General features: G+C 51.4%; 17 protein-coding genes. 10 read left to right on the top strand and 7 right to left on the bottom strand.

Annotated elements, in window-relative coordinates:
- Positions 1–373: 373 nt before the first annotated feature.
- Positions 374–1345, bottom strand: a complete 972-nt coding sequence (locus tag K9N57_13005) for an IS30 family transposase (GenBank protein MCF7805103.1) — start codon at positions 1343–1345, stop codon at positions 374–376.
- 232 nt (positions 1346–1577) lie between these two features.
- On the opposite strand from K9N57_13005, the gene K9N57_13000 reads away from it, so the two are divergent.
- Complete coding sequence (locus K9N57_13000; GenBank protein MCF7805102.1) at positions 1578–2315, top strand: T9SS type A sorting domain-containing protein; 738 nt, start codon at positions 1578–1580, stop codon at positions 2313–2315.
- Between the two features lie 295 nt (positions 2316–2610).
- Here the strand turns inward: K9N57_13000 and K9N57_12995 are convergent, their stop codons facing one another.
- From K9N57_12995 to K9N57_12975, 5 genes are all read right to left on the bottom strand, one after another.
- Complete coding sequence (locus K9N57_12995) at positions 2611–3675, bottom strand: IS110 family transposase (protein ID MCF7805101.1); 1065 nt, start codon at positions 3673–3675, stop codon at positions 2611–2613.
- Positions 3676–4332: 657 nt separating this feature from the next.
- Positions 4333–5463, bottom strand: coding sequence for an ACR3 family arsenite efflux transporter (gene arsB / locus K9N57_12990; GenBank protein MCF7805100.1), 1131 nt, complete (start codon positions 5461–5463; stop codon positions 4333–4335).
- A gap of 75 nt (positions 5464–5538) precedes the next feature.
- Positions 5539–5784: a thioredoxin family protein gene (locus K9N57_12985; GenBank protein ID MCF7805099.1), complete on the bottom strand. Its 246-nt coding sequence runs from the start codon at positions 5782–5784 to the stop codon at positions 5539–5541.
- Between the two features lie 178 nt (positions 5785–5962).
- Complete coding sequence (locus K9N57_12980) at positions 5963–7264, bottom strand: permease (protein MCF7805098.1); 1302 nt, start codon at positions 7262–7264, stop codon at positions 5963–5965.
- Positions 7265–7306: 42 nt separating this feature from the next.
- Entirely contained in the window at positions 7307–7657 is a 351-nt protein-coding gene (locus tag K9N57_12975) for a metalloregulator ArsR/SmtB family transcription factor (protein ID MCF7805097.1), read from the bottom strand.
- Positions 7658–8354: 697 nt separating this feature from the next.
- Between K9N57_12975 and K9N57_12970 the strand changes: the two genes are divergently transcribed.
- Positions 8355–8900, top strand: a complete 546-nt coding sequence (locus tag K9N57_12970) for a hypothetical protein (GenBank protein MCF7805096.1) — start codon at positions 8355–8357, stop codon at positions 8898–8900.
- Between the two features lie 49 nt (positions 8901–8949).
- Here the strand turns inward: K9N57_12970 and K9N57_12965 are convergent, their stop codons facing one another.
- Positions 8950–10185, bottom strand: a complete 1236-nt coding sequence (locus K9N57_12965; GenBank protein ID MCF7805095.1) for a DUF1015 family protein — start codon at positions 10183–10185, stop codon at positions 8950–8952.
- A 284-nt stretch (positions 10186–10469) separates the two neighbouring features.
- Here K9N57_12965 and K9N57_12960 point away from each other — a divergent pair, with 284 nt between their 5' ends.
- The 8 genes from K9N57_12960 (at position 10470) to K9N57_12925 (ending at position 21964) form a co-directional block, all read left to right on the top strand.
- Positions 10470–11051, top strand: coding sequence for a pentapeptide repeat-containing protein (locus K9N57_12960; GenBank protein MCF7805094.1), 582 nt, complete (start codon positions 10470–10472; stop codon positions 11049–11051).
- 517 nt (positions 11052–11568) lie between these two features.
- The gene (locus K9N57_12955) at positions 11569–12621 is read left to right on the top strand and encodes a glycoside hydrolase family 43 protein (protein MCF7805093.1); all 1053 of its coding nucleotides are present in this window, start codon (positions 11569–11571) and stop codon (positions 12619–12621) included.
- Between the two features lie 335 nt (positions 12622–12956).
- Positions 12957–13709 (top strand): T9SS type A sorting domain-containing protein, encoded by a 753-nt coding sequence (locus K9N57_12950; GenBank protein ID MCF7805092.1) that lies wholly within the window; start codon positions 12957–12959, stop codon positions 13707–13709.
- A gap of 290 nt (positions 13710–13999) precedes the next feature.
- A complete protein-coding gene (locus K9N57_12945) occupies positions 14000–14830 on the top strand; it encodes a class I SAM-dependent methyltransferase (GenBank protein MCF7805091.1) in 831 nt (276 codons plus the stop codon).
- A gap of 47 nt (positions 14831–14877) precedes the next feature.
- Positions 14878–15633: a subclass B1 metallo-beta-lactamase gene (bla, locus tag K9N57_12940; GenBank protein ID MCF7805090.1), complete on the top strand. Its 756-nt coding sequence runs from the start codon at positions 14878–14880 to the stop codon at positions 15631–15633.
- 158 nt (positions 15634–15791) lie between these two features.
- Positions 15792–18398 (top strand): glycoside hydrolase family 3 C-terminal domain-containing protein, encoded by a 2607-nt coding sequence (locus K9N57_12935; GenBank protein MCF7805089.1) that lies wholly within the window; start codon positions 15792–15794, stop codon positions 18396–18398.
- A gap of 585 nt (positions 18399–18983) precedes the next feature.
- Positions 18984–19484, top strand: coding sequence for a bacterioferritin (locus tag K9N57_12930; protein ID MCF7805088.1), 501 nt, complete (start codon positions 18984–18986; stop codon positions 19482–19484).
- 44 nt (positions 19485–19528) lie between these two features.
- On the top strand, positions 19529–21964 hold the full coding sequence (locus K9N57_12925; GenBank protein ID MCF7805087.1) for a T9SS type A sorting domain-containing protein: 2436 nt from the start codon (positions 19529–19531) through the stop codon (positions 21962–21964).
- Positions 21965–21967 lie beyond the last annotated feature (3 nt).

The raw sequence follows: 21967 nt of genomic DNA, 5'->3' as shown, positions 1-21967 counted from the left end.
TCCGGAAGCAATGAAAGAAGCCGTAATTAGAGCGCTCAATCAATTTCAGTCTGAATTATCCGCTGGGGCACTCATCGTGGTCGATCCGGAAAAAATCCGGGCCCGAATTTTACCCATCCACTAGCGTTTTTCTTCTCTCCTAAAACAAAAACCGCCTAACCTCCGTTGCACCGGACAGCATAAGCTGTTCAGCTCTTGGAATGTCATCTCAGAACTTTATGCAAGGCGTATTTTCGATGGCCGGATTAGGTCAACCTAAATTTTAGCGCATTTTGGAAAGTGTCTCCACTATTCCATATTGTAGTCAAATGCCGGATCGACGGGACAGGCTGCCGGTGAACTGGGGCCGTTAGGGGGCTTCATATTCTTGAATTCAACCGCGAAGTGCAACAGACGACGTTTCGTGGTTTCCATAAAATAGGGCGGCCGGGGTTCGATAGTCCAGACATTTTCGGGGCCGGGTGTTCAGACGGTGCATAATCCAGTCGAGATCCGCGTCGGTGACATCGTCGAAGGCGGTGCCTTTGGGCAGATATTGGCGCACCAGGCCGTTGGTGTTTTCATTGGTGCCCCGTTCCCAGGCCGAATACGGATGCGCGAAGTAGACGGCCATGTGGAGTTTTTGGGTCATGGTCTGATGGCGGGCGAACTCGGGGCCGTTGTCGAGGGTGAGCGTGTGCGTCTGGGCTGGATAGGGGCGCAGGAGCCGGACAATGGCGGCCTGCACGGCGTCGGCGGCCTTGCGGTCGACCTTGGCCAGCAGCGTGAAGCGGGTGGCGCGATCCACCAGGGAGACCAGAGCCTGGGAGCGGCCTTTCCCCAGGATGGTATCGCCTTCCCAGTCGCCAATGCGCTCGCGGGTGTCGACCGTCGCGGGGCGTTGGGAGATGGAGACGCGGTGGGGAATGGGCCCGCGCTTCCCATAGGTGCCATAGCGTTTGCGCTGCGTTTTTTGGCAGCGCAAATGGGTATGGAGCGGCCCCCCGGCCGTCTGGTCGCGGTAGATATATTCGTAGATCCATTCATGACTGACCGGCTGCTGGCCGGTGTGGTCGAGCCAGCCGTGGATTTGCTCCGGGCTCCAGTCCTGCCGGATCTTGTCCTCGATGAGGGCCCACTGGTGATCGGAGATGGTACGCGAGGTCGCGTCCCACCGGCGCTGCTGGGCCTGGGCGTCGGCCTGGCCGGCATGGTACCCGTCCGGGGTGCGGTTCCGGCGGATTTCCCGAGAAATGGTGCTGGGACTGCGGCGCAACATCTGGGCAATCTCCGACACCGGATAGGCATAGTCAAGCAAATTGGCAATCATAAAGCGTTCATTCTGTGAGAGATGGCCATAGGCCATGGGCAACACTCCTTTCGGTTTTGTGGCAACCACTGCATCCGAACCTACAGCACCGGACACGCGTTGTCCACCAGGGGGTGTTGCACTTCAGAATTGAATTCAAGCGTTGTCAAAGGAGGAGGTGATGAAATCTTTATGTTTGTGTGTATTGCTTAGCTGTGTATGCGTCACGTCAAGCTTTGGGCAATCGAACTGGCTTCCATTGCAACTCGGGAATACGTGGACATATCAAGTGTATCCAGAAACGTCGGTGCTTGATACGGTGCAGTGGGAAGTGACGGGGCAAGACACGGTGGCAGGCCACGTGCTGTGGCACATGACGCAATCGAATCGAACGTGGCAGGTCAGGTGGGATTCCACGCAGACGCTCTGGGAATGGGTGGCGCGAGATTCTATCGTTACCCCGTGGTTCGATTTTACGACCGCCGTCGGTGATACCTTTGTCTCGTGGAAACCCGATAGCACCGTTGGGCACTATGGAGTTGCGGCGCCTTTGCGATCAGTCGAGACGTCCGCCCGGGTGTTTGACGCGTGCTTCGGTGTGGGAATTGATTATCCCATGTTTATGCACGATAAGACGGCATACTGGTTTGCCGATAGTATTGGGATCGTCATGATTGCGCAACGTACCGAAACCCGCCGGCTGCTTGCCGCCCGGATTAATGGGCGTCAAGTCTCCATCGAATCCGATCCCCGCGACATGCTTCCGAAGCACCCTACCTTAGATTGCTATCCGAATCCGAGTAATCAGCGTATGACTATCCGATTTACCCTGCCGTCCCAGCAACGCATCCGAGTGCTGGTCTATTCAGTGTCCGGGCACCTGGTGACGACCGTCACGCACCAATCCTGGGAGGCCGGGGCGCATGAAGTGACATGGCCCGCAGCGCAGAGCGCAAGTGGCGTATATTTTATCGTGCTCCAAACGTCTGAGCAGGTTCTATCCCACAAAGCGATCTTGTTGAAATGAGATTGTGCGGCCTAACCCCTTTTAAAAGGTTCGTGTCAAGCAAAAACACGTCACCATCGCTGAACGGGCCTTGGTTCAGCCGGACTTTCCTGTGTTGAGACACTTTCCAGTTTGATGTCACCGCTGTCCGCCGATCATATCAGCCGGACGCTCCTGGCGTCCAGACCCCTTTGCGGGCTTCCTCCCGGTCGCTTTCGCTCCGGCAGTGCTCCGAGTGGCTCGGAGTATCCCAGATATATGTTCGGCGTCCAGCCGGTGCCGCAATCCTCCGCGGCGTCCCTTGTTGCAGAGACAGTTAGTGGGAGGCGGTCACCGGCTGAGGCCAGTGGCGGTGTTTCTGATGCGCAAGTGGTTGGCCCTTCCAGTGGCCATGAAAGGGCTCGTCTTTGAGCAAGACGTAGTAGGCCCCGCGGGCCAATTCTTTGGCCAGCAGGGCATTGGCGATGGGGAAGCCTTTCCGGCGTTTTGTGTGTTCAAACCCGCGGTGGATGACCGGATAATACTGGCGGGCTTTCGGGGCGGCCTGCCCGACGGCCATTTTCAGGTACCGATTGCCGTCCTTCCGCCGGGCATGGGCTTGTTTTCCGCCCGAATTATGCGCGCCCGGGACCAGCCGAGCGTAGGACAAGAAGTGGCCGACCGTGGGAAAGCGCTGAATGCCATCAATCTCCAGGTACAGGGTCAGGGCGGTGAGCAGCCCCACCCCCGGAAGGGTCAGGAGATGCTGGACGTCCGGTTGCGGGATCAAGTCTGTCCGCAACTGCGCCCGGATCGCGTGCAGGCTGGTATCCAATTGGCACAATTGGAGGGCAAACGTCTCCAGTTGGAGGCGGTAGGCCTCGGGAAAGGTCGTGGCGAGTTTGCCTTCTAACTGATCGATATCGCGCAAGTATTTTCCGGCAATGGGGCCGTGATTAAACTTGAACAACACGGCCTGGGCCTGGGTTTGCAGGCGACTCCGCGTTTCTACGAGACGGAGTCGGTGCCGCAGGAGATCCCGGAGGCCCCGCCGTTCCCGGGAGATTTGATGGGCCGCTGGAATATACCCGAGGCGCAGGATGTGGGCCATGGTGAGGGCATCGACGGCGTCAGTCTTCACCTTGGCATAGGCGATCGCTTTGAGGTACTTCGCATGGGCGAGCACGAGGTCCACGTCGAGGGCCTGGCACAAGTCGCTCAACCAGTACCAGCCGGTGGTGCACTCGACCACAGCGTGGTGCGTGCCGCGCAGCGCAGCAAAGTAGGCCGCGATCCCGTCAGCCTCGGTCGGCAGCGTTCCGGTCTTGACTTTCGTGCCGGAATCATCGAGTGTCACAATGGTACAGGTATCCCGGTGCAAATCGATGCCGGAGTAATACATCGGGTCCTCCTTTGGTGAGGTAATGGTGGATGGGAATTGGTGCGACAATGATAACCTACCGAACTCCGCATCCACGGGGGACCTTTTTATCAATATCCTCCGTTGCACCGGACAGCAGGAGCTAGTTAGCTCTCAGACCGTCATCTCAGTACTTTATGCAAATCGCGTTTCCAAGGGCCGGATCGATGAAATTTAATTTAGGCAAGGGTTTTGAAGTTTAGGTCACTATTACAAATTGCAGCCAAATGCCGTTTGTCTACCAGTGGGTGTTGCTCTTCAGAATAGAATTCAAGTTGTCGTAGGGACAGATAGTAAGAGTTGAGGATCGTGTTTTTGAGCGACCATATTACATTCACCTGAATCGACCTAAGCTCTGATACAGCCTGAAAATGGGGTATTCGCATCCTGATTAATACCGGTATACAGAAAATATATTTCTCCGAGGATCACCAGCACACCGGTGGTCCGCTGGATCCAGGCCGTGGTTTTCGACTGGCTGCTCCAGGTCAGATACTTCTACACGAACGAGTTGTACTTACGATCACGGCGCAGTGTCCGAGACCAAATTGCGGACTTTCCGTTCCAGATTTTCACACCGGGGACACTCGGGGCCGAGTATTTTAACGTTCATCGTTGCTTCTCTGTACTCTTTCTATGTTATTTTTCAGGGATCTCCGGTTGGATATCGTCCCCCATATTCGGGCGCCACGGACAGGTGTCGCCAACTTCTATCTCCGCCGGTTGCGGCGAGGAAAAATATTTCTTCTGCAGCCAGAGCGCCACGCTCACCAGCCCGATCAGCACCGGGACTTCCACCAGCGGACCGATCACGGCGGCGAAGGCTTCCCCGGAACTAATGCCAAAGACCGCAACGGCGACCGCAATCGCCAGTTCAAAATTGTTGCTGGCGGCAGTAAAAGAGAGGGTTGTGGTTTTGGAGTAATCGGCGCCGATTTGTTTCCCCATGTAAAACGAGACGAAAAACATGATGACGAAATACAGAACCAGGGGAACGGCTATTTTGAGGACATCAATGGGAATAGCCACGATGTATTCGCCCTTGAGGGAAAACATGACGATGATGGTGAACAGCAAGGCGATCAGCGTGAGCGGGCTGATCCGTGGAATAAAATTCGTCTCATACCATTCCCGGCTTTTCATCCGCAGGGAGATGAACCGGGTTGCTATGCCCCCGAAGAAGGGAAGTCCGAGATAAATCAGCACACTCTTCGCGATCTCCCTGATGGTGATATCCACCGTAAAGGTATGGAGTCCCAGCCAGTCCGGCAATACGGTCAGGAATACATAGGCATAAAATGAAAAAAACACCACCTGAAAGACCGAGTTAAAGGCGACCAGTCCGGCGGCATATTCCGTATCGCCCTCCGCCAGCTCATTCCAGACGATGACCATGGCGATACACCGGGCGAGTCCTATCAGAATCAGTCCCGCCATGTAGTGGGGATAATCCCGAAGAAAGACGACGGCCAGGATGAACATCACTACCGGCCCGACGATCCAGTTTTGTACCAGCGAGAGGCTCAGGATTTTCCCATTTCGAAAGACTTCGCCGAGTTCCTCGTACTTGACCTTTGCCAGCGGTGGGTACATCATTAGGATTAAACCGATGGCGATGGGAATGTTGGTGGTACCCACACTAAAACTGTCCCAGAAATTTGCCACGCCCGGGAACAGATGTCCCGAGAATACGCCGATAAACATGGCGAGAAAAATCCAGAGCGTCAGGTAGCGGTCCAGGAATGACAGGCGTTTGGTCACATTATCCATTGGCAATTCGTTTCCTCTCTATGATTATTCACCTCCCTACCCGCATATCACTATCCATTGAACGGGGAGATCCTACTAATTCACCCGCTCCTGTAGCCAGTTTTTCAGCGTGGATTTGGTTGGGATTTTCCCGCTGCTCACCACTTCATCATTGACCACAAGCCCCGGTGTCATAAAGACGCCCAGCTCGGCGAATCTGTTCATATCAGTGACCTTATCGATCTGCGCACCCATTTCATTCTCCTCAACGATCTCCTTACACAAAGCTTCCAGCTTCTGACAATTCGGGCATCCGGTCCCGACGACTTTGATGTGTAACATCGATTTCCTCCTTTTTTGAGACAGGATTCACAGGATAGAAAAACCATAAAAATTGATAATTTAAAACCAATATGGTTGTAGGCTCTACCAAACTTCCTTTTATCTTTAGTCTGGTTAAAATGGTGTTTGTTATTTTTTTTAAATCCTGTTCATCCTGTCAATTCTGTCCGATTTTTTGTTATATCATAACGCCGAATATCATCCCACTGATAGTGGCCATGATGACGACCAGCACAAAAAATACGCTGGTCTTTTGGGTGCCAATCACACTCCGGATCACCAGGAGGTTCGGCAGGGAGACTGCTGGTCCCGCTAACAGCAAGGCCAGAGCGGGCCCTTGTCCCATCCCGTTGGAGATGAGTCCCTGCAGGATGGGAATTTCCGTCAGCGTGGCGAAGTACATAAACGCGCCCACGATAGAGGCGAAAAAGTTGGATCCCAGGGAATTGCCACCGACCAGGGAAACAATCCACTGATCCGGGATAATGCCGCCGCTACTGCCGGGCATTCCCAGCAGAAAACCAGCCACCAGCACTCCGGCGCCCAACAACGGCATGATCTGCTTGGTAAATTCCCAGGTTTCCGACATCCATTCGGCCGGCTCACCGGGATTCACAGAGAGAATAATCCCCAGAGCGATGACCGCCACAGAAAATGTCAGCTGGGAATATCCCGGAAAAAAATACCCTGTGACCAGTACTACTGCCGCGCCCAAACCTACCTGCCACCATGGTATCTCCAGAATGCGGATCAGCGAGTACATCAGCAGGAGACCGAATGCGATCACCAGCGTCCACTTGTGCGCATACATCCAGGACCAGAGGCCGGTGTCGCTGGCGGCTTCACCCCAGGTGGCAAAAACCAGAATTCCCACCAGCACCACGAAGTGGAACGCGGTCTGCCAAAAGGGGCGCCCGTCCTCAGGTTGCGGCATTGCCAGTTGGGCTGCGGCTTTTTCCCGCTCTTCCTTCCGATAGACGAAATGCATGATGAGACCGATAACAATGGCAAACACCACGGCACCGACCACGCGGGCAATTCCCAACTTGAGTCCGAGGACTCTGGCAGTTAGAATAATCGCCAGAATATTAATGGCTGGACCGGAGTACAGAAAGGCGATCGCCGGTCCGAGGCCCGCGCCCCGCATATATATCCCGGAGAACAGCAGCAGCACCGTACAGGAGCAGACTGCCAGAATGGAGCCGGAGACCGAGGCAACGGCGTAGCTTAGCCACTTTTTCGCCCCGGCGCCAAAATACCTGATGACCGATGCCTGGCTGATGAACACGGCAATCGTCCCGGCGATGAAAAATGCCGGCACCAGACAGAGTAACACGTGTTCCTGTGCGTACCATTTCGTGAGTGCCAGCGCATCGAATACACTCTGACGGAATTGCGGGTAGCCCATGGGGAGAAAGAAGGCGAAAAGAAAGAGGCCAACCATCCACAAGAGCACCTTGTATTCCGATTTCCAGTTCACTCGTTTTGCCTTTAAATTGAAATTACTTTGCCAGAGATCGAATTATTCGTCGATGTTACAGAGGATGTATCTGTCAATGTCTCTAAGAGCATCGATATCCGATTGCACGGTCTCATTCTCCAATAGCCACTCTTTGACCTGCGACAGCAATCGCTGGGCATATGGGTTTCGTCCGGACTCATCCAGGGAGTAATTTACCCAGCGTCCGTCCTTTTCATCTGTGATAAAACCGGCGTTTCGAAGGATGGAGAGATGTTTCGAGACCGTCGAGGTTGCAAGGCCGAGGATCTCCGTAATTTCACAGACACAGAGCGGCCGAACCTGAAGCAACTTTAGAATTCGAACCCGGTTCTGGTCGGAGAGTGCTTTGAATGTTTCAATAACCTTGTCCATAATAGGTACCAATTATTTCGTTATTTGACGAAATAATATGAAATTGGTGCCCTCAACACAAATGAAATTTAGTGTCGTTCTGCGGAAAACCCTGAAAGCCGGAAAATTAGTTGCTTCAATTGTCATTGGAACCAGGTGAAAAAAGAATCAGTAATCAACAATGTTGGAAAAGTCTAATAAAATGAACATTAACAAAAAATAATCAAGACTGTCCTACATAGTGCGTAAAGCCGTGTCGGGCGCTTTTAGGAGAACGGTATAATCTGTAATGTTTAGGACCTGAGAATTTCACGAGACCCTTTGGACCCCTAATCCCCGTTGCAATGAGCCCTATACAGTTAATCCTGTTTACATTAGTCCTCATTACCAACCCAATGATAGAAGTTCCATGGTAGGTCAATTGGTTCACCTTATCTCACTTGCAGAGCGTTGTGTTGCAGAATAAAATTCAAGATGAGGATGTCAAATGGTTTCAATGGGATGCGTAATAAAAATGAGGGTTACTGAACTCTCGGATCCCGGGAATGGTTGAATTACATTATGAAGGTCATGTCCCTTTCAACGGATTGACATAAATTGGAAATACAGTAAAAATGACGATGACTAATTCCTCCGAACGCCCGTATTCTATGGATTCTCAACCTCATATCGACCGGCATTCGGAAAAACACAACACCCCAGCGAGGAGTGAATAATTATGCCAAAGGAGACGAAGTCATCTACTCAAATGCAAGTCTCTGATCCAGAATCAGCCATGGGATGGAAGAGGGTACAAAGCAGAGAAGATCCAGTGGATGATAACAGTGATTCGGGTTTTTCGTTTGCCCTTGTCTTAGGCATGATAGTGACGGTGTTTATCGTACTCGGGTATCCCTGGTATCTGATTGGACGACGGATATATCATGGATTTACAGGAATTGGGCTGACGGCGGAAAATGCGCTCACAATGACCTGGATTGTCGCGGGAGTATACGCTCTGACGCTGCTGATCGCAAGTGTGGTTTCGCATCGTTCACGGAGCGTCCAGCGGCGAAAGCGTTTAAATCTTTTTATCCGGATTGCGGCGATCATTGTCCCGGCATTGGCCATGGGCGGGCACTTATTTCAGTATTACCAGGCCAGTTTTGCAGGTTCGGAATCGGGAATGCCGTTGATGACTATCGGCTTTTCTGTGTTTATGGCACTAAGCACCGGAATCGTGTTCTGGATGTTCGTCTCCAAATTTCTTGTGCCGTCAAAATAATGATTGATAACTTTGGGACAATAATTCGCTCAAGAATAGCGTGGCAGGTTTAGATTGTATGCACCAGCAAACCGTCCCGGAGTTTAGGCTCGAACCAAGTAGACTTGGGTGGCATAATTTCACCTGCATCCGAGATATTAATTAAATCGTCCACCGAGACCGGGTTCAGCGAAAAGGCAACCACCGCCTGGCCCGTATCCACGAGTTTTTCCAACTCGCCAGTGCCCCGGATACCACCAATGAAATCAATATTTTCGTCGGTCCGCTGATCTTCGATGCCAAAAACCGGGTTCAATAAATAGTCCTGCAGGATGCTGACGTCAAGATTATCTCCCACGCTCTCTCCGGGACAGACGTTATCGTTTGGCCGAAGGAAATACCATTGGCCGTCATAGTACATGCAGAACGTTTTTTGCTCCGGAGGCGCTTGTAAATCAGTCTCTTCGACTGTGAAGTTTTCCCGAATTCTCTCTACAAAGTTTTCCTGCGTATCCTCGGGAAACCGAAAAATAATCCTGTTATACGGAAGGATGTTGACCTGCTCCGCCGGAAACAATACCCCTAAAAAGTAATTATAGTCTTCGTCACCATTGTGCTGCGAGTTCTGCTCTTTTTTTTCTTCACGGGCCCGGCTTGCACTGGCAGCGCGGTGATGCCCGTCTGCGATATACAGGTGCTCTACCTTCTCCATCTCTGAGATTATTGTGTTGTTTAATTCCTCAGGTACCTGCCATATCGTGTGTCTGATGCCGTCTTCTGCAGTAAAATTGTACAACGGTTTATTTTCACCCATAATATTATCGACGGTGTCATTCAGTACCGACACCCCTCTGTAAGTCAGCATAACGGCGCCGGTGTGTGCTTCCGTGGCGAGGATATGGTTCGTCCGATCGTCTTCTTTAGCCGGCCGCGTTTTTTCGTGCTTTTTTATGACATCTTTCTGGTATTCATCAATTGAGAACGTTGCCGCAATACCGACCTGTTCTTCCTCATTCCAGCAAAGTTTGTAGATATAAAAATACGGATTATCATCCCGGAGCATCGGCGCCTCTCTCTGAAGGCGTTCCCAGTTCTCCCGCGCTCTGTGATAGACTCTATCAGAGTACGGGGTAATTTTGGCATCAAGTTCGATCTCAGCGCGTGTCACACGTAAAAAACTCAGGTGATTCCCAGAAGCTAGTTCCTTTGCTTCTTCGCGATTAACAACATCATAAGGAACGCTGGCAACCTGGTGTGCCACGTCTTCCTTTGGTTTCATTGCCTTAAATGGCCGAATTTCCGCCATATTTTCTCCGCTTCCTCAGTTTTCATGATTTACCATTTCTAAAGATAGCACAAATAACGGTTTGTTTAAATCAGGAAGTGGAATAGGAATAAATTACAGATGTATACCCGAACGGAACTCTGGCGTTAGACAGAGCCGAATTAACGAATGCGAAAACCCAAAATTGTGCTAAATTAGTCGGACGCTTGTTCCATCTTCCATCACCGGAAAAATCAGGGGAAAGGTTCACGTTAAAATTATCGCTTTTTGCTAATCCGAAAATCAATGACACTGCTGGTAAGATAATGGTACAGGATTTTACAGAAGACAAGGTGTTTACTCGACAAAAATTCGTTTCCACACCCTTGCCGAAGGGGGATTACGAATATTGCACTTTTCAAAATTGTGATTTTTCGGGCGGCGATATATCGGAGATTCGTTTTCTCGAATGTGAATTCATCGGCTGCAATCTCAGTACGGTAAATCTAATGGAGACGTCGCTCCGTGATGTTCAATTCGAAGACTGTAAAATGCTGGGAGTACAATTTGAGGAGTGCAATGATCTGATATTTTCTGCGGATTTTGTGAATTGCCAGCTGAATCACTCCACGTTTTACCGGATGAAACTGCCGGGGACGACGTTCTCCAATTGCAAATTACACGAGGTCGATTTTACCGAAAGCGACCTGAGCGAAGTCATTTTCGCAGACAGTGACCTGCGCAATGCGGTTTTTGACCATACGGTACTGGAAAAAGCTGATCTACGCAACGCTGTGAACTATGCCATCGACCCGGAAACCAATCGGATCGCATGGGCAAAATTTTCTGTGCCCGCTGTTACGGGCCTGTTATCAAAGTATGAAATTCAGATCGATTTTGGTGAATAAGTAAACCGAATTGACCGACAAAAAATTTCCTGGCAAAGGGATGACCGGTATACTCTGGGCGGAAATGTGGATTACTTTATTGAAAATCGCCTTTCGCTATATATTAATTATCAGTTCATCTATTCGGAGAACTGGCACACCAATCCGGCATACCACCCCGGCCCAGATGTAGGACCGGTGTATCCGGACAATTATGTAATACCACATCAAATACACCGGGATTGGTCAGGAAATGTCGGGCTCCGATATTATTTTCGGAGAGTATTGCAGTAAATTACTCGGCCGGGTAAAACATCCCAGATGGAATCGGCGCGGCAATATTGACATTGTCATGGGTGATGAGTGCACGGGCGCTTTTCAACACGTTTTCAGGAAATTAGCCTATACCAGGTTCGGAAAATTCGGCTGTGATTTCAATACGTGATCTCCTAAATTTCAGTTGCCTTTTCATACAGAGGTTCGGCAGTTTCACTGTTTATAGATTCAGTTCACACACAAAGGAGTAACAACCATGGGAATGCAGATATTACGACGTATTCTGCAACAGATTACATTGATGGGGTTAGCTGCAGCAGTAGTGCTGATGACAGGATGCGGCGGCGAGCAGGCGCAGTCACAAGTAGCCCCTGTTACCTTTACCAATCCGCTCAATGACAGCGGCCCCGATCCCTGGATGACGTTTTACGAGGGCCATTACTATCTGGCCGCCACCACCTGGGGTGGCCCGGAAGTCGGTCTTACCATGCGGAAGGCCAAAACAATTAACGAACTGAAAATTGCCGAACCGGTCCGGATTTTCCAGGATTCCACCGAATCACGCTGTTGTAACTACTGGGCGCCGGAGTTCTTTCTGCTGGACGGCCCGAACGGCCCGCGTTGGTACGGCTATTTTACCGGCGGGGCACCGGGCGATGATTTCGTGAATACCCAGTACATGCACGTCATCGAGAGCGAGGGCACCGATCCCATGGGACCGTACACCTATAAAGGTAAACTGGTGGAACGCAATGCCCTGGACGGCGGCGTTATGCAACTCAACGGAAAATTATACGCCATCTACAGCGTCTGGAACGAAACCCAGGATCTCGCTATCAAAGAAATGAGCAATCCATGGACTACAATTGGTGAAGAAACAGTTATATCCAAACCGATGTATGAATGGGAGCGCCAGACTCATCCGGTAAACGAGGGACCGGTAGCGCTCCAACGGAATGGAAAGACCTTTATCGTTTATGCGGCAAGCGCCTGCTGGGGGCCGGACTATAAACTCGGTCTGCTGACGTACAACGGCGGCGATCCCCTGGAAGCGGACTCCTGGGACAAAAAACCCGAGCCGGTCTTCGAACGGGCTGATTCCATAGATGTCTACGCGCCGGGACACAATACATTCTTCAAATCTCCGGATGGTACGGAGGACTGGATGGCGTATCACGCCAACGACCTGGAATCTGATGGCTGTGATATGGGCCGGACCCCGCGCATCCAGAAGTTCACCTGGAATGAGGACGGCACACCAAACTTCGGAACGCCGGTATCGACAACCGAAGAACTCGCGGTACCCTCACGGTGATATCGAGTCTCGTTTTTCCAATATAAAGTTAGATTTCAGAGATGCCCGTCACCCATCGGGCATCTCGTATTTTCGGAACTATTTGGAATTCATTATCTCTCGATTTTTGGAAAATTATAGAAGATTCCACCCGGGAGGATCTTTCCGGACGGGGTTATGCAGGTAATAGTGGGACCTCATTACGGTGTGGACTAAACCCGGATTCCATCGATTGTGGCAGATTTGGAATCCAGCATACGGAAATATTCTGTTCCGGTCGGGATTTGCCTTACCTTCTATATGGAAAATATGTAGGGGCTTAATAGACCAGCCATGATTTAATACAGGAGGTGACAATGAAATGGCCATTAATGTGTCTGTCATTGGTAATCTTCGCAATGCCATTATCCGCCCAGTCCAATTCTCCGCTCATCCGGTTTATCCCTGCAACGGACACCGTGCGTCTTTACAGCGGATGCCTACCGCCGATGATGACTTACTCGGTTTATCGTGACTCTGCCGGACCGGATTCGGTGATTTTTCAATCCCCTTATATGTCCTACGTCGATAGTACGGGGAACTGGCAGAGTACAGAGCAGAGCATGTTTCTTATTGCCGATTCCAGCGCCCAGTGGAAATATACCGTATGGTACGAACCGATTGATACCCTCCACTGGCTCTACGATTCCGCCTTTGTCGTCCCACCAGATAGCCAGGTTGAATTTATTAAAAGATTTTGGATTACACTGATTGCCGAATCGGATTCCGATACTGTCGACTCATTATCCCAGTTGTTTTACGGGCATCAGGCAGGAATCGGTGTAGCGCCAAAGCTGGCTACGGTGGAGGATTTTACGCTACATCCGAATTATCCGAATCCGTTTAATTCCCATACACTAATTTCCTACACCTTACAAAAAGCGGCATCCGTGAACTTCCGGGTATATAATATGCAGGGGCAACTCTGCTGGTCGCGAGAGACCGGGGTCCAGCCCCCAGGCAGATACCAAACCGCATTTTCTTCCCGGGATCTTCCGTCCGGAATGTATCTCTTTCGGCTGGAAACGCCGACGGGCGGCGTAACGCAAAAATGGCTAATTATCAAATAGAAGCAAGATTTCCGCACCGACGATATAAAAATGTAACGGAAGGGAGATCATTCCATACAAATAACCGTGGGTTGTATTTTTAATTGTCGTCTCGGGGAATTCTGCGCTACGGAACAATAGTTGTAATAGTAGTTAATACGATAATTTACCACTCCAATAACCAACTCAATGTATGGTGCAATGCAGGAAGGAAGTATAAAGGATTTCTTCACGGGCAGAAAAACCGACTATAATCTGTATGTTTACCGTATATTCATATTTCCAATAAGTAAAGTCGGGGTACCCAAAAGATGACCAAGAATAAGGAACACGTCCGGCTGTCTGAAGAGCGGGAAACCTTGCTTGTACCACTGTATTCCCGCGCCGTTGAGAGCGAGAAGGCGAAACCTATCATTCTCGATGAAAAGGCCCGGGAAATCCTCACCCGGGTGGAGTACGATTTTGACGCGCTGAATATCCCTGCGAGTTCCGCAGTGATGCTCTGTTTGCGGGGGAAGAAACTAGATGACTGGACTCGGGCTTTTCTGAAGAAGCATCCGGAAGCGCTTGTCCTACAGCTGGGATGCGGTCTCGACAGCCGGTACGCAAGGCTCAATAATCCGGAGGTCGAATGGTACGATCTGGATCTGCCGGACGTGATCGAACTCCGGCGGGAATTTTTTGCCGAATCCGAACGGTACCATATGATTCCTTCCTCGGTGACGGATTGGAACTGGATCGACGGTATTTCCTTCACTGGGAAACAGGTTTTCGTCATCGCAGAGGGGCTGTTTATGTATCTGGCAGAAGAGGACGTTCAAGAGCTTATCCTGAAACTACGCGATGCTGCCGGCAGTTACGACCTGGCCTTCGATGCGTACAGCAAATTAACGGCGAAGCGCGTCAACAAACATCCGTCGATAAAAAAGACCGGTGCGTCGGTCAAATGGGGGATAAATGACGCCCGGTTGATGGAAGAGTGGGCAAAAGGAATCAGGTTACGGAACGAGTGGTACTTTACCGATGCCGATGAGATCGGGAAACTCGGATTTGGAACACGCCTGGCCTTTCGGATCGCCGGATTTTTTTCGACGGCGAAAAAAGCACATCGTCTGTTGTATTTTACCATCGAGGGGAAATAAACCGCGGAAATCTTACACAGTCAGCTGTTCGAAAAGGAGGAATTTTCATGAGGAAAATCGGATCGGGACTTATCATTTTTGTGTTCCTTTTCGGGCACCAGGATATCAAAGGACAACAGCCTCAGACCATACGGATTACAGAAGATGTCCAACTTGTCCACCTTCGGGATTCAGTTTTTGTGCACGTTACCTACCACTCCAACGATGAATTCGGCCGGTTTCCGTCCAACGGATTACTGGTTATTAGTAACGGCGAAGCTGTGATGGTCGATACGCCGATGGATATTGATAAAACCCGTATCATTGTGGAATACCTTGAAGATTCGCTGGATGTGCAAGTCACCGAATTTATCGCCGGGCATTACCATGCGGATTGCATCGGTGGGCTGGAATTTCTGCAGAACCGGGGAGTTGAGTCTATCGCCAACACCATGACTGTGGATATCTGCCGGGCCCGTGGGTTGCCGGTCCCGTCCAGGGTGTTCACCGACTCACTGACGTTCCATTTCAATGGAGACCCAATCGAGTGCTGGTATTTTGGCGGTGGCCATTCCAGAGATAACATCACCGTCTGGCTTCCGGAACAGCGAATTCTGTTCGGAGGCTGTTTGATCCGTGCAGCGGGAGCAAGGGGACTCGGCAATACGGCCGAAGCCGTGGTGGATGAGTGGGACGCAACCGTTGACCGCATTCTGGATGTCTATCGGGATATTCGATTCGTAATTCCCGGTCATGGCGATTACGGCGGAACGGAACTGCTGAATCACACCATTGATCTAGTGCGAACGGCGAAAGGAGAATAGTGCATGTCCGAAGCGACAAGTATCTTTATGGATGCGATAATAGAGAAGTACCGTTATATTTAGTGTCGACTTGATCAATTGTTAAGGAAATCAATTTTCTCTAATTATTCAAAAGTTCCTTTACCGGAGGTGCTATGAAAACGTTCGCACGATTCCTCATGATAACATTTGGATTACTTTTTGGTGTTTTACTCGGTGCCCAGGAGGTCGACTATCTCAATCCTGAACTCCCGATCGACCAGCGGGTGGATGACTTGGTCTCGCGGATGACGTTGGAGGAGAAGGTCTCCCAGATGCAGGATCACGCTCCCGCTATTCCGCGGCTGGATATTCCGGAGTATAACTGGTGGAATGAGGCTCTGCATGGCGTCGCACGGGCAGGGACCGCCACCGTATTTCCCCAGGCGATTGGAATTGCGGCCACCTGGAATACTGATTTAATGGCCGAAATCGCAGACGTCATTTCCACAGAAGCCCGGGCCAAGTACCACCGCGCAATCGAAAACGATAACCACGGCCGCTATTACGGGTTGACGTTCTGGAGCCCGAATATCAATATTTTCCGGGATCCGCGCTGGGGACGGGGACAGGAAACTTACGGCGAGGACCCATATCTGACTTCACGGATGGGCGTGGAATTCGTGAAGGGGTTACAGGGAGACCACCCGGAATATTTCAAGGTTATCGCCACCCCGAAACATTATGTCGTGCATAGTGGGCCGGAGCCGCTGCGGCACAAATTTAACGCTACCGTGAACCAGCGGGATCTCTGGGATACGTACATGCCCGCGTTTCGTGCCACTATCCAGGGGGCAAAAGCGTATTCGTCCATGTGTGCCTATAACCGCACGAACGGTGAAGCCTGCTGCGGTTCGAATACATTACTAAAGAACATTCTCCGGAATGAATGGGGCTTCGACGGTTACATTGTTTCCGATTGTGGCGCCGTCGAGGATATTTATAATGACCACAAGATGGTAAAAACTGCCCCGGAAGCGGCCGCGCTTGCAGTGCAGTCCGGTACGGACCTGAATTGCGGAGACGTATACGAACCTGCCCTCGTTCAGGCGGTGGAACAGGGACTCATTGCTGAAGAAACAATCGATACTTCAATAAAACGTCTGCTCCGTGCCCGGATGAAACTCGGCATGTTCGATCCGCCGGAAATGGTGCCGTATACAGATATTACCATTGATGAAAACGATACCCCGGAGCATCGGGAACTCTCCCGCCGGGCGGCCCAGGAATCGATCGTCTTGCTCAAGAATAGCGATGATATCCTTCCGCTGGGCGAAAATATCCGGAAGATTGCCGTTATCGGACCGACGGCGGATTCGTATGCCATGTTAGTGGGCAACTACAACGGCACGCCCTCAAAATACGTGACACCGCTTCAGGGCATAAAAAATAAGGTCCCCGCGGATGTGGAAGTCGAATATCTCCGTGGAAGTAATCCGGTTCGCGGCGGCGCCGTAATCCATGATTTTTCCAATGATTTAGTGAGCGTCGAGGGTAAAACCGGACTATACGCGGAGTACTTTAATAACAGGAATCTGAAAGGCGAACCGTTTTTCACCGGGACAGCCACCATCAATTCCTACAGCTGGCTGTGGGGCGAATCGGTGCCGGATCTCGGAAGGGGAGAGGAATTTTCCGTACGATGGAAAGCAACCCTTACCGCGCCGGAAACCGGGAAGATGAATTTTATTGTATCCGGCAGCGACGGATATCGGCTCAAAATCGATGGGAATACCATCCTGAGTGACTGGGATGAAAACGAAGTCTCTACGACCGAAGGTGCTGTCCAGGTCGTGAAAGGGGAGGAATACGAATTCGTCATGGAATTTTTCCAGGCGACTAACTGGCCGCGTCTCTCTGTCCAGTGGCAGATGCTGGATGCGAACCCGATACAGGAAGCGACAGAACTGGCATCCGAATCCGATGTGGTAATCTTTGTCGGTGGGATAACCGCAGAATTAGAGGGCGAAGAGATGCCCATCGAAGTAGAGGGCTTCCGGGGTGGGGACAGAACCTCGATCCAGTTGCCAACAGTACAGCAAAAACTCCTGAAAGCATTACACAAGACCGGAACACCGGTAGTGCTGGTTCAGTCCAGCGGCAGTGCGCTGGCTTCGAGCTGGGCGAAGGAAAATATCCCGACTATCCTTCATCTCTGGTATCCGGGACAGGAAGGCGGGACTGCGCTGGCCGATGTACTGTTCGGCGATTACAGTCCCGGGGGACGACTGCCCGTCACATTTTACAAATCCGTGGATCAGCTGCCGCCGTTTGATGAATATTCCATGGAAAACCGGACGTACCGATACTTCGATGGCGAACCTCTGTATCCGTTTGGATACGGGCTGAGCTATACCACCTTCGATTACAGCAGCTTGAAAGTCCCTTCTGAGGGAACCACAGATGACGAAGTAAACATCACCGTTGATGTAACGAATACCGGGGATATGGCCGGGGATGAAGTCGTTCAGTTGTACGTCAAGGATTTGGCCGCCACCGGACCGGTTCCGTTACAATCGCTCCAGGGGATGAAGCGGGTTCATTTGGAATCGGGCGAAACCCGGACGGTGGAGTTTACTCTGCAGCCGGAGAATCTGGCCCTAGTCACCGAAAACGGTCAGCGTATTGTGGAGCCAGGTGAATTCGAGATCTTCGTCGGTGGTGGACTACCGGATAATTTTCCGGAAACGTCGGAAGTCACGTCCGGGAAGGTGACGTTGACAGGAGAGACAAATTTCGTGGACTGATTTACCACCTCCATCATTGGAATGCCAGGATGTACCTGGAAAAGCCCCGTATGATGAGTGCGGGGCTTTTTTAATCAAAGAATTCGCCGTCGCTTGCGTCGTGGGTGATTCTTGGTAGTTGTTGCCAAAGAAATTCCGGTGGTAAAACCACAAAATTGGCTCAATACCTCGTTGCTCTGCTGCGAGGATAGTCAATTTTGAGGAATTTCTTTATTTTTGCCATCATGGGGTGGCTCAGATTGCCTGAATTTTATAAAGGGAGTCATTCCGAGCGAGGCCGGCAGCCGCCGGACGAGCGTCCCGGCAGGGACTCCTTCCGGAGGAGGTATCTCGCCAAGAAATTTCCGCCGGTTAAATAACGAGATCCTTCCCCGCAGGGATCCCGTTGGGACGACTCTTCCGCCAGGGCCGATGATAAAATCCATGCTCGATCTTCCGGACTTTCACACCTTCCGTCCTGCGACTCTCACCCCCCAATTCAGTGAATGGTTTTGCGAAGTATTATTCCATCGAAAGTCCTTTTGCCTCCCTCTGGTGACCAGTAAATTACTATGATATTTCTAACGTATGAACAGGAGGTTCCCGATGCACGAACACAGTATTGAATTATTGAACAAAGCCGTCGCTGATGAACTGTCTGCCGTCCACCAGTACATGTATTTTCACTTCCATTGCGACGATCAGGGATTTGATCTGCTGGCACAGCTCTTTAAACGCACTTCCATCGAAGAGATGACCCACGTGGAAATGCTGGCGGAGCGCATCCTGTTTTTAGGAGGTGACGTGGAGATGGAACTGGCTGACCCGGTCAATGCTGAAAAGGATGTGGAAAAGATGCTCACCATCGCCCGGGGCATGGAAGAGCAGAGCGTAATGGATTACAACAAGTGGGCCAACGAATGCGCTAAAAATAATGATTCTGCCTCCAAGAAATTGTTCGAAAATCTTGTTGATGATGAAGAACGTCACTATGACCAGTACGACGATGAGATCGACAATGTCGAACGTTTCGGCGATCGGTATCTGGCGCTGCAGTCCATTGAGCGGAGTAAAAATGTGTCCTCCGGCGGTGGTGGCGAAGAATAGAACCCGGTACCTGACGGCACCGACGAGCTAAAGAAGGAACGTTTATGCGGAAACTGTCTCTTGGAATCTTTTTAATAATTGGGATTCTCGGTCAATTTGTTTCAGCCCGGATTCCTCCGGTAATAGAAGACTTGCAGGTTTACGATGCCGAAAACGCGGCCGATTGGCAAATCCGATCCGGCCTGGAGGTCGGAGATCTGATGTACGGAGACCGGGAGTATACGATAAGTTCCCTGCCGGATGAATACACCGGTTTGAACTGGATTCAAACGGCAAACGATTCCAAGGAATTCGGGGGCGATACGCTGGCGACGTTTCAGGTGACTGATTCGGCAGCCGTGTATGTCGCCTTTGACGATCGTGTCTCAACGCGTGCATGGATGGATGATTGGGAAATTACCGGCGATGATCTTGTGAGCAGCGAAACGAATCCGATATCATTCAGCCTGTACCGGAAGGATTTCAACGCCGGGGAAACGGTTGCGATTGGTCCGGTAAATCAGGGGAGCGGGGCGAGTAACCTAATCCTGATCACGCGAAACCTGAACTATAATTACGTGACACCGGATCCGTTCGAAATCGCCACCCAATTCGACGTGGCTCGGTCGTCTGATATGACCTCTGAACCAGTGACTCTCAGCGGATTAACGGAACCAACACCAATTCGCATTAGTAATCCGGGCTCATTCTCGATAAATGACGGCCAATTTCAGTCCGAGGCCGGCACAGTCGAAAGCGGTGACCAGGTGCAATTCCACCTTCCGACGCCGTCAAATTACAGCCAGGTCGCCAGCAGCCAGATCGCCGTGGGCGATTACCTGACGAATTTCACTGTCCGGACCATCGACAATCCCGACTCCGGCTGGGCGCAGGTTCCGGAGATCCTGGACAGGATTCAGCCGCCGACCTTCCCGGATCGGGATTACCTGATTACGGACTATGGCGCCGATCCAACGGGTCAAACCAAGTCGACTGAAGCGATCAATGCAGCCATCGACTCCTGCAGCGCACAGGGCGGCGGCCGGGTTGTGGTGCCGGCGGATACGTTCCTGACCGGGGCAATTCACCTGAAGAGCAACGTGAATCTGCATCTTCGGGAGGGCGCGGTTGTGCAATTCAGTACCGATCCGGCAGATTATCTGCCGGTGGTCTACACCCGATTCGAGGGGACGGAATGCAAAAACTATTCGCCCTTCATTTACGCCTATGAACAGGAAAACATCGCCATCACCGGCAAGGGCACCCTTGACGGTCAGGCGGATTACGACAACTGGTGGGCGTGGAAAAATACCCAGGGTAGTGACGTGATTAAACTCCGGCAGCAGGCGGAAGATAGCGTAGCTGTTGAAGATCGGATATACGGAGAGGGCTCCCACCTTCGCCCCAACATGATCCAGCCGTACCGGGGTAAAAACATCCTGATTGAGGATGTCACTGTGTTGAACGGCGCCATGTGGCATATCCATCCGGTGCTCTGCGAAAATGTGACCGTACGGAACGTCACGGTGCGGGGCCATGGTCCGAACAACGATGGCTGCAATCCGGAATCGTCCAAAGATGTCCTTATCGACAGCTGTCTGTTCGATACCGGCGACGACTGCGTGGCAATAAAGGCCGGACGGAATGCGGACGGTCGCCGGATCGGCGTGCCCAGCGAAAATATTATTGTCCAAAATTCCACAATGTACGACGGCCACGGCGGGGTGGTGATCGGCAGCGAGATGACCGGGGGCGCCCGGAATATCTTTGCCCAGAACTGTTATATGGACAGCCCTAGCCTGGATCGCGCGCTCCGGATTAAGACCAACTCCCGGCGGGGCGGCTTTGTGGAAAATGTCTATTTCAAGGATATTGAGATCGGTGAGGTGGCCCGCGCAGTAGTCTGGGTCAATTGTTATTATAGTAACGAGACTGGAGATTTCACACCGACCGTCCGTAATGTGAAGGTCGAGAATGTCACAAGCCAGGAGAGCGATTACGCAGTTTGGATGCGGGGATTGAACGAGTCTCCCGTGAGCAATATCCGGCTCATTAACTGCAACATCCAGGGCGTATCCCACGGTAATTCCCTGGATAATGTGGCTAATCTGAGTCTGCAAAACGTCACAATTAACGATGAATCGTGGAACACTATCCTTGAGCCGGTGGGAGAGGGCGTCACTGTATTGGGAACGGCGGAGGCTCCGGAATCCCTCCCGGACAGGGTGCGTCTGCTGCAGAATTATCCGAATCCGTTTAACGCTTCAACCACCATCAATTACTCGCTGGCTAAACCGGGTGACGTCAGTCTGACGATATACGACATCTCCGGGAGAAAAGTCACGACCCTGACACAGGGACACCGGAACGCCGGAAGCTATTCCATTCGCTGGGACGGCCGGAATGTGGCCGGAATCTCCGTGGGGAGCGGAATCTATTTTTATCGAATTACGGTTGATGGCCGGCCTGGTTTGCAGAAACGGATGGTTTTACTTAAATAAAGG

It is taken from the genome of Candidatus Neomarinimicrobiota bacterium (assembly GCA_021734025.1).
Lineage (GTDB): Bacteria > Fidelibacterota > JAANXI01 > JAANXI01 > JAANXI01 > JAANXI01.
This window is presented reverse-complemented; position numbering and strand designations above follow the sequence as displayed.

Excerpts from the sequence above, each read along its gene's own strand:
- K9N57_12970 (MCF7805096.1), top strand. The coding sequence starts at position 8,355 with ATGCCAAAGGAGACGAAGTCATCTACTCAAATGCAAGTCTCTGATCCA.
- K9N57_12960 (MCF7805094.1), top strand. The coding sequence starts at position 10,470 with ATGGTACAGGATTTTACAGAAGACAAGGTGTTTACTCGACAAAAATTC.
- K9N57_12930 (MCF7805088.1), top strand. The coding sequence starts at position 18,984 with ATGCACGAACACAGTATTGAATTATTGAACAAAGCCGTCGCTGATGAA.
- K9N57_12995 (MCF7805101.1), bottom strand. The coding sequence starts at position 3,675 with ATGTATTACTCCGGCATCGATTTGCACCGGGATACCTGTACCATTGTG.
- K9N57_12965 (MCF7805095.1), bottom strand. The coding sequence starts at position 10,185 with ATGGCGGAAATTCGGCCATTTAAGGCAATGAAACCAAAGGAAGACGTG.
- K9N57_12985 (MCF7805099.1), bottom strand. The coding sequence starts at position 5,784 with ATGTTACACATCAAAGTCGTCGGGACCGGATGCCCGAATTGTCAGAAG.
- K9N57_12975 (MCF7805097.1), bottom strand. The coding sequence starts at position 7,657 with ATGGACAAGGTTATTGAAACATTCAAAGCACTCTCCGACCAGAACCGG.
- K9N57_12950 (MCF7805092.1), top strand. The coding sequence starts at position 12,957 with ATGAAATGGCCATTAATGTGTCTGTCATTGGTAATCTTCGCAATGCCA.
- bla (MCF7805090.1), top strand. The coding sequence starts at position 14,878 with ATGAGGAAAATCGGATCGGGACTTATCATTTTTGTGTTCCTTTTCGGG.
- K9N57_12935 (MCF7805089.1), top strand. The coding sequence starts at position 15,792 with ATGATAACATTTGGATTACTTTTTGGTGTTTTACTCGGTGCCCAGGAG.
- K9N57_12955 (MCF7805093.1), top strand. The coding sequence starts at position 11,569 with ATGCAGATATTACGACGTATTCTGCAACAGATTACATTGATGGGGTTA.
- K9N57_13005 (MCF7805103.1), bottom strand. The coding sequence starts at position 1,345 with ATGGCCTATGGCCATCTCTCACAGAATGAACGCTTTATGATTGCCAAT.
- K9N57_12945 (MCF7805091.1), top strand. The coding sequence starts at position 14,000 with ATGACCAAGAATAAGGAACACGTCCGGCTGTCTGAAGAGCGGGAAACC.
- K9N57_12925 (MCF7805087.1), top strand. The coding sequence starts at position 19,529 with ATGCGGAAACTGTCTCTTGGAATCTTTTTAATAATTGGGATTCTCGGT.
- arsB (MCF7805100.1), bottom strand. The coding sequence starts at position 5,463 with ATGGATAATGTGACCAAACGCCTGTCATTCCTGGACCGCTACCTGACG.